Below are 13,815 nucleotides of genomic sequence, written 5' to 3'. Positions count from 1 at the left end.
CAAGAGTCAACGGCCCCACGCGTCAGCGTCTGGGGCCGTTGGTCTCAGTCTGCCACCGGAAGAGCCGACCCGCCGGCGATGAAACCGCCTCGCCGCCGGAAACCGCTGGGGTGAGGTTGGTCCGGATACGTCTGTTCAATCCAGCCGCGTCAGCCGGCCGGGCTCGACCGCGAAGCGCACCGCGCGGGTGCCCAGCGCCGCGAAGGCCGCAAGGTCGGTGCCGGTCATCCAGCTCTGCACGCCGAGCCGCATCAGCGTGTCATAGAGCGCGGCCCGGCGATCGGGGTCGAAATGGGCGGCGATCTCGTCGAGCAGCAGCACCGGCAGCATGCCGGTCATCGCCCCCACCAGCCGCACATGCGCCAGCACGAGGCCGACCAGCAGCGCCTTCTGCTCGCCGGTCGAGGCGCGGTCGGCCGGCACCCCCTTGGGGCCGAAGATCACCACGAGGTCGGAGCGGTGCGGCCCGTCCAGCGTGCGGCCGGCGGCGCGGTCGCGGGCGCGGCCCTCGGCGAGGCGGGCGCGGTAGAGATCCTCCAGCGCCAGCGCCGGCGTGTCGCCCACCGCCCGCTCCAGCCAGCCTTCGATGCGCAGGCCCGCCCACGGAAACGGCCCGGCATCGTCGCGGCCGGCGAGGATCTCGGCGGCAAGCCGCCGCACCGTCTCGGCGCGTGCCGCCGCCACCGCCACCGCCACCTCGGCCACCTCGTGCTCGACGGCATCGAGCCAGCGCGCGTCCCCTCCCCCCTGCTCCAGCAGGCGGTTGCGCGAGCGCAGCGCCCGCTCCAGCGCATTGACGCGCGCGCCGTGGGCGGGATCGACCGCCAGCACCAGCCGGTCGAGAAACCGGCGCCGCTCGGCGGCCGGGCCGAGGAACAGCCCGTCCATCTGCGGAATCAGCCAGGCGATGGCGAGATGCTCGGCGAAGGCCGCGGCGGAGCCGACCGGCACGCGGTCGATCCGGCAATCGCGGCTGCGCACCGGGGCGGTCGGATCAGACGGGTTGATGCCGGTGCCGAGCACCACCGGCCCGACATGACCCTCGATCTCGGCCGACACGGCCCAAGATCCGTTGCCGGGGTCGCCGCCCTCGCCCGAGACGCCGCCGTTACCGCCGCTGCCGTCATGATCGTAACCGCTACCGGCGGCATCGTCGTCGCGGGCCACCTCCTCCAGCGTAGCGCGGCGCAGGCCGCGGCCGGGCGCGAGAAACGAGATCGCCTCGATCAGGTTGGTCTTGCCCGCACCATTGGGGCCGACCAGCACCACCGGCGCGTCGCCGGGATCGAGCACCGCGCGCCGCCAGGAGCGGAAATTGACCAGCGACAGCCGCCGCACCCGCGCGGCGCGGCGCGAAGGCCAGGGAGATTCGGGTAACGTCATCATGCGTGGTCACGGCCGCGCGCCGGTCCCGGCCCGTGGCCAGTCCGAGCCTGATCGCCCGGCGCCGTCTCATACGGTTTCCGGTTGATCCCTTCGGGATACCGGAAACGGTCTCGCCGAAAAACACTTGATCTGGAAGGGATTTTTCGGCGACCGGGATACGAAACTCCGGCCTGATCGGCCGGAGTTCGTCTCACACCCGCATCGGCATCAGCACATAGAGCGCGCCGCGGCTGTCCTTGTCGCGCAGCAGCGTCGGCGAGCCGGGATCGGCCAGCTTGAGCTCGGCATCGTCGCCTTCGAGCTGGCCGGTGATCTCCAGGAGATAGCGCGAGTTGAAGCCGATCTCGAGCGGATCGGCGGCATAGTCGGCCTCGATCTCCTCGGTGGCCGACCCGGAGTCCGGATTGGTGACGGTCAGCACCAGCTTGCCTTCCGACAGCGCGAGCTTGACCGCGCGGCCGCGCTCGCTCGACACGGTCGAGACGCGATCGACGGCGGCGGCGAAATCCGCCTTGTCGACCAGCAGCGTCTTGTCGTTGGCGACCGGGATGACCCGCGCGTAATCGGGGAAGGTGCCGTCGATCAGCTTCGAGGTCAGCACGGTGTCGCCGAAGGCGAAGCGGATCTTGGCGGTCGAGAGCTCGATCTGCACCTCGGTCGAGCCGTCCTCCAGCAGGCGCTGCACCTCGGCCACGGTCTTGCGCGGCACGATCACCCCCGGCATGCCGGTGGCGCCGGCGGGGGCGGCGAACTCGACCTGGGCCAGACGGTGGCCGTCGGTGGCGACCGCCCGCAGCATCTCGCCCTCGGGGCCGGAGATGGTGTGCAGATAGATGCCGTTCAGATAGTAGCGCGTCTCCTCGGTCGAGATCGCGAACTGGGTCTTGTCGAGCAGCCGCTTGAGGTCGGCCGCGCTCAGCGTGAAGCGGTGGCCGAACTCGCCGGCCGTGAGGTCGGGAAAGTCGGATTCCGGCAGGGTCTGGAGCTGGAAGCGGGCGCGGCCGGCGCGGATCACCAGCGTGCCCTTGGCCGTGTCGGCCTCCAGCGAGATCTCGGCCCCCTCCGGCAGCTTGCGCACGATGTCATGGAACATGTGCGCCGGCACGGTGGTGGCGCCCGCGAGCTTCACGTCGGCGGCGATCGACTCCACCACCTCCAGGTCGAGGTCGGTCGCCTTCAGCTCCAGCCGCGTGCCGTCGGCGCGCAGCAGCACGTTGGCGAGAATGGGAATGGTGTTGCGCTTCTCCACCACGCGGTGGACGTGGCCAAGCGATTTGGCGAGGTCGGCCCGCTCGACGATGGTACGCATTGACGACACCTCGACTGCCGGCGGCGCGAGGCCGCGCGGCGGAAAGCTCCGGAAGACGCAGACGGGCTGAGGCCGAGCGGCCCTCCCCCCGGCCACCCGGGCCGGGAACAGGGACTTTAGCGCAGGATTCGCAGCAATGCGAAGGCCCTTCCGCCAATCGGCACCCGGCCAGGATGCGCCGGAGCGATCCCTCTAGTCGAGGATGCGCCGCTTGAGAAGCTCGACCTCGTCGGCGAACGCCCGGTCGGTCTTGACCTTCTCCTCGATCTTGCGGACCGCGTGCAGCACCGTGGTGTGGTCGCGCCCGCCGAACCTGCGGCCGATCTCCGGCAGCGAACGCAGGGTCAGCGTCTTCGCCAGATACATGGCCACCTGCCGCGGCAGCACGACATTGGCGGTGCGGCGCGAGGACAGGATGTCCTGCTTGGAAATGCCGGAGTGCTCGGCGACGAGGCGGATGATGTCCTCGATCCGCACCCGCTTGGTATCGGTATGCCGCACGAGGTCGCGGATGGCGTGCTCGGCCATCTCCAGCGTCACCGGGCAGCTCGTCAGCGTGTTGTGGGCGAGCAGCCGGTTGAGGGCGCCGTCGAGGTCGCGGCCATTGGCGGTCACCTGGGCGGCGACATAGTCGACCACCTCGGCGGGCACCTCGAAGCCGGGATGCTTGGTGCGGATCTGGCCGATGCGCGCCGCCAGGATGGCGCGGCGCAGCTCCTCCTCCAGCGGGCCGATCTCGACCGACAGGCCGCCGGCAAGGCGCGAGCGCACCCGCTCGTCCAGGCTCTCAAGCTCGCCCGGCGGCCGGTCGGCAGCGATCACCACGGGCCGGCCGGAATCGATCAAGGCATTGAGCGTGTGGCAGAATTCCTGCTGCACCGACTTGCCCTGCAGGAACTGCAGGTCGTCGATGATCAGAAGATCGATGCCGCGCAGCGCCTCCTTGAAGGCCAGCGCCGTCTGGTTCTTCAGCGCCGCCACGAAGCCGAACATGAACTTCTCTGCCGTAAGATACAGCACGCGCCGACCGAGCCGGCTCGCCCGCCACGCGATCGCCTGCAGCAGGTGGGTCTTGCCGAGCCCGACCGCGGCATGAACATAGAGCGGATTGAAGCGGATGCTCTCGCCGGCACGCGACTCGGCGATCTCCTGCGCCGCGGCGTGGGCCAGCGTGTTCGAGCGCCCGACCATGAAGGTCTCGAAGGTCAGGCGCGGATCGAGCGGCGAGGCCGGCAGCCCCTCGACATTGGCGAACGGGGTGTCGACGATCGGCATCGGCCGCGGCCGCGTGCCGGCCGGCAGCGCGGGCGCCGCCGCAGGCGCCGGCTCGACCGCCGCCGGGCGGGCCGGCAGCCGCGCCACCGCCGAGCGGACCACCAGATCCACCTGCTTCAGGCTCGGCATCTCCTCGCGCCAGAAGGCGTCGAGCGGCTCGGCATAATGGGTCTGGATCCAGCTCTTCAGGAAGCGCGTGGGCACCGACAGGCGCACGCCCTCGCCGGCCACCGCATCGAGCTGCATGCAGGCGAACCAGCTCGCATAGACCTCCTCGCCCAGCGTCGACTTCAGCCGGGAGCGCACGCGATCCCACGAGGCCGCCGCCATTTGCGAGTCGAACTGGGTGTCAAACCGCGTCGACGTCCGCGCAAACGCAGGCTGGGCGCTCCGTACCGATTTGTGGCCCGGGAAAAAACCGGTCTCCAGACCTTCGCTCTTCAACATCCGCCGCTCCGCTTTTCGTCGATGGTCGCAATCGTCATGCCCCTCTGCCCCGCCAGGCAGGAGACACGTCGGTTTCGTTGCCGGAAGTCGCGTTCAGCGCACGCTGGGTGCGCCCGGGAATGGGACCGCGCGTGCCGCTGCCGGCACCGCCCCGACCCGAGGGCCGTTCGGTCCCCGGACATCAGCGGCAGAGACGGCATCGGGCTTGATCCCCGACCCACAGGGCCGAGGCGCGCGGTCAATCGGAGATCGCGGGCCAGTGTGACCCCGGCACTCTCCGTTCGGTGCAATTCCAGACATAGCTGTCCCTCGGCTGCAACAACGCGCAGCTCTTCTTACTTGGAATGTCGATACTTGTTACGCCACCCGCCGACAGGACGCCGGCTGGCCCCCAAAACAAGTTCGCAAGTATATCGACTGCTGGATAACTAGACCAAGATCGGGGTCCGTTTGGGAAACCCTTGCATGGTCATGCTCTCCGCAGCTCCAACTAAAAATAACTCTGAACGAACAGACTTACCTGGGGATGACCCCCGCAGGTGAACGGAGTCTTAACACGCATCCCGGCCTTCGCAACTCGCGTCCAACCCGGCTGCGGCGCGCGGCCGGATCGGTGCCGAAACAAAAGCACGGCGCGGGGGGCAAAGGTCAGCCGGCAAATCTCTGAGGATTCTGCCGGAATCTTGGCTGGGCGTCGCCGTTGCAACACTCGCCCACAATCCCGAAATCGGCCCGTTCGGCCCGTTTGGAACCGATCGAGAATCCCGGCCCCGCCGCCGCTTAGGGTCCAAACAATTGATTATTCAGGAGAAAATCTGAGCGGCGAGACCGACGGCCAAAGCCTGCCAAGCGGCCCCTGCGCCCCCCAAACCGGAAAATTGAGTCAATGGGAAATTTACGTATGGTTCCGGATGACCGAATCGGATCCGCCATCGTGAAAAGTGGGGTCGCCGGATGAATTTCATCCCCCTGCGTGCGGCGTCATAGAAATTTCAAGCCAGAATAGCAGAAATCCGGCACTTGGTGACAAGTGCCGGATTCCATCCTTGAACCATTTGTGTCGCGGGGCCGGTCCGCCTGCCATCGCCCGCCGCGGGCGGGCAGAGGCGGCGCAGCTGGCGCCCCGGCGCCCCGCCTCAGTCGGCGATCTTCTTCACCCGCTTGGTCAGGCGCGAGACTTTGCGCGACGCGGTGTTGCGGTGGAGGATGCCCTTGCCGACCGAACGCATGATCTCCGGCTCGGCGAGCTTGAGCGCGGCGGCGGCGGCCGTCGCATCGCCCTTGGCGAGGGCGTCTTCGACCTTGCGCACCGCGGTGCGCACCCGGGTGCGGCGCATCTTGTTGATGGCGGTCCGGCGGGCGATCTTGCGGGCCGCTTTCTTGGCGGAACTGGTGTTGGCCATGGCCTGAATCCTGTAAGTCTGGGTGCGGTCCGACGCCGCGCCTGCTGTCAGCTTCTGCGGAGGGCTTGAGCGACGTTTTCGGTTCGCCGGCTCACCGGGCCGCAACTCGCGTCGCGGCTCTATAACCGCCGTCCCCGGTAGCGTCAACGGCGCCATAGCCGTTTCAGTATGGAGCTTTCGGCCAAGCGCTTGCAGTAAAGCCTGCTCTCGTGGAAAGAAGCCTTGCCGAAGTGCCGTGCGGCGCACGCTGATTCCTTCGGCATCGGGGGATAATATGACACTCGGCGATTTGATCGAGGCCACCTTCCTTGGACTCATCGAAGGTTTAACCGAATTCATTCCCGTATCGTCGACCGGTCACCTCCTGCTGGTCGGCCACTTTCTCGGCTTCGAGTCATCGGGAAAGACGTTCGAAGTCTTGATCCAACTTGGCGCCATCCTGGCAATCCTGGTTGTCTACTCCACCCGCTTTGTCGATGTCGCCATCCGCCTGCCGACAGATCCTCAAGCACGACGGTTCGTCATCGGAATTGTTGTCGGTTTCCTGCCGGCCGCAGTCATCGGCGTACTTGCCCACGGTTTCATCAAGCGTGTGCTGTTCGAAACACCGGCTTTGGTCTGCATCACCTTGATCCTCGGCGGCGTGGTGCTTCTGATCGTCGACCGGCTGCGGCTGCCCCAGCGCCACTTTGACGCCATGCGGCTGACGCCGCTGATGTGTTTCGGCATCGGCTGCTGTCAGACCGTGGCGATGATCCCCGGCGTGTCGCGCTCGGGCGCCACCATCGTCGGCGCCATGCTGATGGGGGTGGACAAGCGCGCAGCCGCCGAATTCTCCTTCTTCCTGGCGCTGCCGACCATGGCCGGCGCCTTCACCTACGACCTCTATAAGAACTGGTCGGTGCTCAGCGCCGACGACGGCCTCTTGATCCTGGTCGGCTTCGTCGCGGCGTTCTGCGCGGCGGTGCTGGTGGTCAAGACGCTGCTCGACTTCGTCGCCCGGCACGGCTTCGCGCCCTTCGCCTATTACCGCATCGCCGCCGGCACGCTGGGCCTGCTCGGTTTGTGGCTGATCGGATGAGCGCGGCGGAGGCGACAGTCGCCGGCCGCCGCGACGGCAGTGCCGGCGACACCGATTATGGGGCGATCGGCTCAGGCTACGCCGCCTTCCGCCAGCCGGAGCCGCAGATCGCCGCCCTCATCGCCGCGGCGCTCGGTCCGGCGGAGAGCGTGCTCAATGTCGGGGCCGGTGCCGGATCCTACGAGCCGCACGACCGCGCGGTGGTCGCGGTCGAGCCGTCGGCGGCGATGCGGACGCAGCGCCCGGCCGCGTTGCCGGCGGCGATCGCCGCCTGTGCCGAGCGCCTGCCCTTCGCCGACCGCAGCTTCGCCGCCGCGATGGCCACCTTCACCGTCCATCAATGGCATGATCTGGAGGCGGGCCTGTCCGAGATGCGGCGGGTGACCCGCGGCCCGGCGGTGGTGCTCACCTGCGACCCCGATCTCGTGACGCGCTTCTGGCTCGCCGACTATGCGCCGGCGGTGCTCGAGACCGAGGCGCGGCGCTACCCGTCGCTGCGCCGCATCGCCGCCGCGCTCGGCGGCATCACCGAGGTGCGGCCGGTGCCGATCCCCCTCCTCTGCCATGACGGCTTCAACGAGGCCTATTACGGCCGGCCGGAACGGTTCCTGGAGGCTGCAGCGCGCCAAGCCTGCTCGGCCTGGAGCTTCATCGACGAGGACGAGACCGCCCGCAGCATCGAGCGGCTGCGGCGCGCCCTCGCCGAGGGCACCTGGGACCGCCGCCACGGTCACCTGCGCACGCAGCCCCGCTTCGACGGCTCGCTGCGGCTGGTGGTCTCCCGCCCGCGCGCCGGCTAGGGCGTCATACGATCCGACCGCATCAGATCGGCGCTCCAAGTTTCTCGTGTGTCACATTTTCTTCCGCAAAGCCGGTAGCCACGTTTGCGGGAGATGCTTTGTCCCTCACACCGGCGGCGGTTCCGAGAATTGGCCCTCGCGGCGGAAGCGGCTGAGATAGTTGGGCAGCACGCTCATCAGCGCGGTGGGGGTGATCCCGAGCCCTTCCAGCGTGTGGCCGCTCTGGATCGCCGCGTGCGAGACGATGTTGTGGCTCTTCAGCAGCGTCACCTGATCGGGGGTGAGCAGCGGGCTCGGCAGATACTGCATCACCAGCGCCTGCAGATAGGCCACCGGGAAGGGCAGCGGCACCAGCAGCCGCTTGCGGCCGGTGATGTCGAGCACCATCCGCAGCAGCTCCTCGAACGTCTTCACCTCCGGGCCGCCGAGCTCGTAGATTCCGGGCGCCGCCGTGCCCTCGACGCCCTTGAGCGCCGCCTTGGCGACGTCGCCGACATAGACCGGCTGGAAGCAGGTCTTGCCGCCGCCGACCAGCGGCAGCACCGGCGAGATGCGGGCGATCGAGGCGAACAGATTGAAGAAGCCGTCCTCCGGCCCGAACACGATGGACGGCCGCAGGATCACCGCCCCCGGCACGGCGGCGCGCACCTTCTCCTCGCCCGCCGCCTTGGTGCGGGCATAGATCGAGGCCGACTTGGGATCGGCGCCGATCGCCGAGACGTGCACCAGACGCGCACCGGCCGCGGCCGCCGCCTCGGCGACGGTGCCGGCGCCCTCGGCATGCAGGGAATCGAAACGCTGGCGGCCGGTCTCGAACAGGATGCCCACGGCATTGACCACCGCGTGCGCCCCCGCCACCGCCTGACGGACCGAATCGGGATAGCGCAGATTGGCCTGGACGGCGGAAATCTGGCCGACCGTGCCGAGCGGCTGCAGATGACCGGCGAGATCGGGCCGGCGCACCGCCGCCCGCACCCGCCAGCCGGCCTTCGCCAGCGCGCGCACGATATGGCGCCCGACGAAGCCCGACCCTCCGAACACCGTGACCAGACGATCCATTTTCCTCAGTCCTCTTCCGCAGCCCGCGGGATCGTGCTCCAGCTCCTGGCCCCGAGGCAACCATATGGTTTCCGGTATCCCGAGGGGATCAACCGGAAACCGTATCATCTAGAGCATTCCGGCCGGCAGTGGGAACCGGTTTCGCGAAAGAGAGTGCGATAATTCAACACTTTAGAGTGTCCGGCGAAGTGCCCGGCCGGCCCGGCCCGAATGGCGGGCGCTCAAGCCCCCTCGCCCACCCCGCGAGGCCGCGGCGCGCCGCGGCAGGCTTGCGGTCGGCCGGCCGCCTCGCTACCCCTCGCCGCGAGCGGAGAATTGAAACATGAACGTGCTCTTGATCGGCTCGGGCGGCCGGGAACATGCCTTGGCCTGGAAGCTCGCGGCGAGCCCGCTGATGACGCAGCTCTATTGCGCGCCGGGCAACCCCGGCATCGCCACCGAGGCCGCCTGCGTCTCGCTCGACCCGGCCGACCATGCCTCGGTGATCGCCTTCTGCCGGGTCAAGAAGATCGACCTCGTGGTGGTCGGGCCGGAGGCGCCGCTGGTTGCGGGGCTGGTCGACGACCTGGAGGCCGCCGGCATCAAGGCGTTCGGCCCCACCAAGGCGGCGGCGCGGCTCGAGGGCTCCAAGGGCTTCACCAAGGATCTGTGCCGCGATGCCGGCATTCCCACCGCCGCCTATGCCACCTTCACCGAGCTGGCGCCGGCCAAGGCCTATGTGCGGCAGCAGGGCGCGCCGATCGTGGTCAAGGCCGATGGCCTCGCCGCCGGCAAGGGCGTGGTGGTCGCCGCCACCGTGGCCGAGGCCGAGGCGGCGCTCGACCAGCTGTTCGAATCGGCCGCGCCCGGCACGGCGGCCGTGGTGGTGGAGGAGTTCCTCGACGGCGAGGAGGCCTCGTTCTTCGTGCTCAGCGACGGCACCACCGCTCTGCCGCTCGCCACCGCCCAGGACCACAAGCGCGTCTTCGACAACGACCAGGGCCCCAATACCGGCGGCATGGGCGCCTATTCGCCGGCACCGGTGATGACGCCGGAGGTGGTCGAGCGGACCATGGCCGAGATCATCCGCCCGACGCTGCGGGCGATGGCCGAAAAGGGATGCCCGTTCAAGGGCATCCTCTATGCCGGGCTGATGGTCGGCAGCACCGGCCCCAAGCTCATCGAATACAATGTCCGCTTCGGCGACCCCGAGTGCCAGGTGCTGATGATGCGCCTGGTGTCCGACCTGCTGCCGGCGCTGATGGCGGCGCGCGACGGCACGCTGAGCGATGTCGAGCTGCGCTGGTACGACGACGCGGCGCTGACCGTGGTGCTGGCCGCCAAGGGCTATCCCGGCAAGCCCGAGACCGGCACGGTGATCGGAGGCCTCGACAGCGCCGCCCAGGGCGATCCCGACGTGGTGGTGTTCCACGCCGGCACCGCGCAGCGCGGCGACGACATCGTCGCCGCCGGCGGGCGGGTGCTGGGGGTCACCGCCATGGCGCCGACCATCGCCGAGGCGCAGGCCAAGGCCTACCGCGCGGTCGACCGCATCGACTGGCCGGGCGGCTTCTGCCGGCGCGACATCGGCTGGCGGGCGATCGGGCGCGCCGGCTGACCGCCGGTCTATTTCGGCGCGATCGGATAGACCCGCTTGACGCCGCTGGCGACGAGGCCGGCGATGATCGCCTTGACGAGGTCGCCCGGCACGAAGGCCAGCGCGCCGAGCGCCGCCTTCGACAGCGGCAGGCCGGCGGCCACCGCCAGCCACGGAATGCCGATGGCGTATTCGACCACAATGCCGCCGATGATGCAGGCGAGCACGGTGAGCGCGGCGCGCGCCGCCGGCTTCTCGCGCGCCAGCGGCAGACGGTCGAACCGGGCGACCAGCCAGCCGATGACATAGGCCGAGGCCACGAACCCCAGAAGGAAGCCGCCGGTGGGGCTGAGGATCAGGCCGAGCCCGCCGCGGCCGCCGGCCAGCACCGGCAGGCCGATGACCACCAGCAGGAGGACGAGCAGGCAGGCGGCAGCACCCCGCTTGGGGCCGAGAACAGCGCCGGCCAGCATCACGCCCAGCGTCTGCAGGGTGATCGGCACCGGAATGCCGGCGACCGGAATGGCCGGCACCAGCCCGAGGGCAACGATGATCGCGGCGAACAGGGCAATCAGGACGACGTCGCGGATGGTCATGTCGAGAGGCTTCGGCCAAGTTTAAGGGAGCGTCGCACCAGACCATGGCTTGGCCGCCGCCGACAAGCGGCTTCGCGCCGGCCGTCTTTTCATACGGTTTCCGGCTGATCAGCCGGAGAACCGTATTCCGATCGCCGAAAACCCCATTATCGAACAAGGGGTTTTCGGTGAGACCGTTTCCGGTATCCCGAAGGGATCAACCGGAAACCGTATCAGACGCGCCCGCCCCTCACCGCCCGGCCCGCTCGGGCGGAAAGCCGCGCGCCTCGATGGCGGCGGCGATGTCGTCGGCGTCCTTGAGCGTGCGCACCACCAGCGGCACGATCAGCGCCACCGGATTGGCGTCGAGCCCGCGCGCCGCCTGTGCCTCGCGGATCTCGCGGTAGTGGCCGAGGATTTCGGGCACGAAGCGCAGCACCAGCGACACGGCGAGCGCGATGCGGGCGGAATCGACGAGGCCGCGCCGGTCGAGCGGCGCCAGGGCCGCCTCGATCGCCTCCAGCATGTCGGCGGCGCGCGTGGACAGCGTCACCGCCAGCGCCGCCAGCACAATGGCCGAAAAGCGCAGCGCCACCACCGCCGCATGGTGCCAGTCCTGCGACAGGCCGGCGATGAGCGCCACCACGCCGATCAGGATCGCGCTGCCGGCAAGCTGGCGCACCAGCCGCGCCCGCGGCGGGCGGACGAGCGCAAGCAGCAGCGCCGCGGCGAGCGTGGCGGGCAGAAGCAGCGCAAGATCGGCGGTGAGGAACACGGCCGTGCCGAGCACCACAAGACACGCGAGCTTGGCAGACGCCGGCGCGCGGTGCAGCAGGCTGTCGCCGGCAACATAAAGGGGTGCGGTCACGCGGCGCGCTCCCGATACCAGGCGATGGCGGCGGCGGGCGCGTCATCGGCGGCGATGCGGCCGTCCTCGATCACCAGCACCCGTTCGAAGCTCTGCACGAGATCGAGATCGTGGGTGACGACCAGCGCCGATTCGGCCAGCGCATCGATGACGGCGCGGATGCGATTGCGGTTCCTGAGGTCGAGCAGCGTGGTCGGCTCGTCGAACACCACGAGCCTGGGGCGCATCACCAGCACGGCGGCGAGCGCGGCGAGCTGCTTTTCGCCACCCGAGAGCGAATGACTCGCGCGCTCGGCGAGATGGCCGATGCCGAGCCGCGACAGCTCGGCCGCCACCCGCGCCGGAATCTCGGCCTTCGGCAGGCCCGAATTCTTGAGCCCGAACGCCATGTCCTCGGCCACGATCGGAAAGACGATCTGGTTGTCGGGATTCTGGAACACGAAGCCGACCATGCGGCGCACCCGCGCGGCCTCCTTGGCGGTGTCGAGCCCGCCGACCCGCACCGTGCCGCTGCTCGGCACGATCAGGCCGTTCAGCAGGCGGGCGAAGGTGCTCTTGCCCGAGCCATTGGCGCCGATGATGCCGATTCGCCGCTCGGTCAGCGTCAGCGTCGTCGGCGCGATGATCGTGCGGCCGTCGATTTCGACGCTGGCGCGGTCGAGTTCGACCGTCACGGCAGCGGCGGATGCGGGTGGATCGGGGTGGCGCATGGCGGTCCGATGTGGCAGAGCGAACGCCGCTCATAGCGGGCAAGCGGGCGTGGCGCCACCGGCTGCGGCACAGGAGAAGCGCACCCTGGCGGCGCAACCGGGCGCGGCACCATGCCAAGGACTTGCGGACCGCGCCGGGACAGGCCAAAGTTGGCGTAATTTTGACTTTGGGAGTAAGTCTCATCCACGACTTCCACACCCCGAGAACCGTGTCTGACGCGCGTCTGGATAGCGTGCTCGATACCGCCGTCGATGGCATCATCGTCACCGACGAGCGCGGTCGCGTGCTCATGTTCAACCAGGCGTGCGAGCGGCTGTTCGGCTGGAGCGAGGACGAGATAATCGGCCGCAACATCACCCTGCTGATGCCGCCCGACTGCGCCACCGGCCATGACGGCTACATCTCCACCTACATGGCCACCGGGGTTCGCAAGATCATCGGCATCGGCCGCGAGGTGATGGGCCAGCACCGCGAGGGCGCGGTGTTCCCGATCGAGCTGTCGGTCGGCGAGGCCAACACGCCGGACGGCCGGCAGTTCATCGGCATCCTGCGCGACCTGCGCCCGCGCAAGGAGGCCGAGCAGCGCCTGAACCAGTTGCAGACGGACCTGCTTCACATGGCGCGCGTCTCGGCCATGGACGAGATGGGCGCGGCGCTGGCGCACGAGCTCAACCAGCCGCTGACCGCGGTGATGCTCTATCTTCAGGCCATCGCCCGCGCCAATGCCCGCGAGGCGCGCCAGGGCGGCGGCTTCTCCGAGACCACCAAGCTCATCCTCGACAAGGCGGTGCGGGAGGCCGAACGCGCCGGCAACATCATCCAGCGCATGCGCCAGTTCGTCGAGAAGCGCGAACCCGAGCGCCGCCTGCTTGAGCTCAACCCGCTGGTCGACGACGCGGTGGAGCTGACCATGCTCGGCCATCGCCGCGGCACGCGCATCCTGCGCCAGTTCGCCGACGATCTGCCGCAGGTGCGGGTCGACCCGGTGCAGGTGCAGCAGATCGTCGTCAATCTGGTGCGCAACGCGCTGGAGGTGGTCAAGGGCGTGGAAGCGCCGGAGGTGCGGGTGATCACCCGCGCCGTCGGCGACATGGTCGAGATGGCCGTGCAGGACAATGGTCCGGGCATCTCGCCCGAGGCGATGGAGAATCTGTTCCGGGCGTTCTCCACCTCCAAGCGCACCGGGCTGGGCCTGGGATTGGCCATTTCGCGGACGATTGCACAGAATCACAGCGGCGATCTGGTCGTCGATCCTGGCGGATCGGGCCGCGGCGCGTGTTTCATTCTGCAGCTTCCGGCAACCAAGCCCGAAACGCCATGAAGCC

12 protein-coding genes are annotated in these 13,815 nt (G+C 69.0%); 4 read left to right on the top strand and 8 right to left on the bottom strand.

From position 1 onward, the window contains the following. Positions 1 to 135 precede the first annotated feature (135 nt). The 4 genes from BLTE_RS03915 to rpsT all read right to left on the bottom strand — a co-directional run bounded on the left by BLTE_RS03915 (position 136) and on the right by rpsT (position 5,820). On the bottom strand, positions 136 to 1,386 hold the full coding sequence (locus tag BLTE_RS03915) for a DNA replication/repair protein RecF (RefSeq protein ID WP_244600102.1): 1,251 nt from the start codon (positions 1,384 to 1,386) through the stop codon (positions 136 to 138). 190 nt (positions 1,387 to 1,576) lie between these two features. Further along, positions 1,577 to 2,695 (bottom strand): DNA polymerase III subunit beta, encoded by a 1,119-nt coding sequence (gene dnaN / locus BLTE_RS03910; RefSeq protein ID WP_126397799.1) that lies wholly within the window; start codon positions 2,693 to 2,695, stop codon positions 1,577 to 1,579. Between the two features lie 192 nt (positions 2,696 to 2,887). Beyond that, positions 2,888 to 4,300: a chromosomal replication initiator protein DnaA gene (gene dnaA, locus BLTE_RS03905; protein WP_244600101.1), complete on the bottom strand. Its 1,413-nt coding sequence runs from the start codon at positions 4,298 to 4,300 to the stop codon at positions 2,888 to 2,890. Positions 4,301 to 5,553: 1,253 nt separating this feature from the next. Beyond that, positions 5,554 to 5,820: a 30S ribosomal protein S20 gene (gene rpsT / locus BLTE_RS03900; protein ID WP_126397795.1), complete on the bottom strand. Its 267-nt coding sequence runs from the start codon at positions 5,818 to 5,820 to the stop codon at positions 5,554 to 5,556. Positions 5,821 to 6,094: 274 nt separating this feature from the next. Here rpsT and BLTE_RS03895 point away from each other — a divergent pair, with 274 nt between their 5' ends. Continuing rightward, the gene (locus BLTE_RS03895; protein WP_126402035.1) at positions 6,095 to 6,901 is read left to right on the top strand and encodes an undecaprenyl-diphosphate phosphatase; all 807 of its coding nucleotides are present in this window, start codon (positions 6,095 to 6,097) and stop codon (positions 6,899 to 6,901) included. Continuing rightward, positions 6,898 to 7,701, top strand: coding sequence for a class I SAM-dependent methyltransferase (locus tag BLTE_RS03890; RefSeq protein WP_126397793.1), 804 nt, complete (start codon positions 6,898 to 6,900; stop codon positions 7,699 to 7,701). The genes BLTE_RS03895 and BLTE_RS03890 overlap by 4 nt, the downstream gene beginning before the upstream one ends. Positions 7,702 to 7,806: 105 nt before the next feature. On the opposite strand, the gene BLTE_RS03885 is transcribed toward BLTE_RS03890, so the two are convergent. Next, on the bottom strand, positions 7,807 to 8,760 hold the full coding sequence (locus tag BLTE_RS03885) for a complex I NDUFA9 subunit family protein (protein WP_126397792.1): 954 nt from the start codon (positions 8,758 to 8,760) through the stop codon (positions 7,807 to 7,809). Positions 8,761 to 9,082: 322 nt separating this feature from the next. Between BLTE_RS03885 and purD the strand changes: the two genes are divergently transcribed. After that, entirely contained in the window at positions 9,083 to 10,357 is a 1,275-nt protein-coding gene (purD, locus tag BLTE_RS03880; protein WP_126397790.1) for a phosphoribosylamine--glycine ligase, read from the top strand. A gap of 8 nt (positions 10,358 to 10,365) precedes the next feature. Here the strand turns inward: purD and BLTE_RS03875 are convergent, their stop codons facing one another. From BLTE_RS03875 to BLTE_RS03865, 3 genes are all read right to left on the bottom strand, one after another. Beyond that, a complete protein-coding gene (locus BLTE_RS03875) occupies positions 10,366 to 10,932 on the bottom strand; it encodes a biotin transporter BioY (protein ID WP_126397788.1) in 567 nt (188 codons plus the stop codon). Positions 10,933 to 11,161: 229 nt separating this feature from the next. Continuing rightward, positions 11,162 to 11,779: an energy-coupling factor transporter transmembrane component T family protein gene (locus BLTE_RS03870; RefSeq protein ID WP_126397786.1), complete on the bottom strand. Its 618-nt coding sequence runs from the start codon at positions 11,777 to 11,779 to the stop codon at positions 11,162 to 11,164. Beyond that, entirely contained in the window at positions 11,776 to 12,453 is a 678-nt protein-coding gene (locus BLTE_RS03865; RefSeq protein ID WP_244600100.1) for an energy-coupling factor ABC transporter ATP-binding protein, read from the bottom strand. The genes BLTE_RS03870 and BLTE_RS03865 overlap by 4 nt, the downstream gene beginning before the upstream one ends. 269 nt (positions 12,454 to 12,722) lie before the next feature. Between BLTE_RS03865 and BLTE_RS03860 the strand changes: the two genes are divergently transcribed. Beyond that, the gene (locus tag BLTE_RS03860; protein ID WP_244600099.1) at positions 12,723 to 13,811 is read left to right on the top strand and encodes a two-component system sensor histidine kinase NtrB; all 1,089 of its coding nucleotides are present in this window, start codon (positions 12,723 to 12,725) and stop codon (positions 13,809 to 13,811) included. Positions 13,812 to 13,815: the final 4 nt, after the last annotated feature.

This window comes from Blastochloris tepida, assembly GCF_003966715.1.
Taxonomy (GTDB): domain Bacteria; phylum Pseudomonadota; class Alphaproteobacteria; order Rhizobiales; family Xanthobacteraceae; genus Blastochloris; species Blastochloris tepida.
The sequence above is the reverse complement of the archived record's forward strand: the minus strand, read 5'-3'. Positions and strand labels throughout refer to the sequence as shown.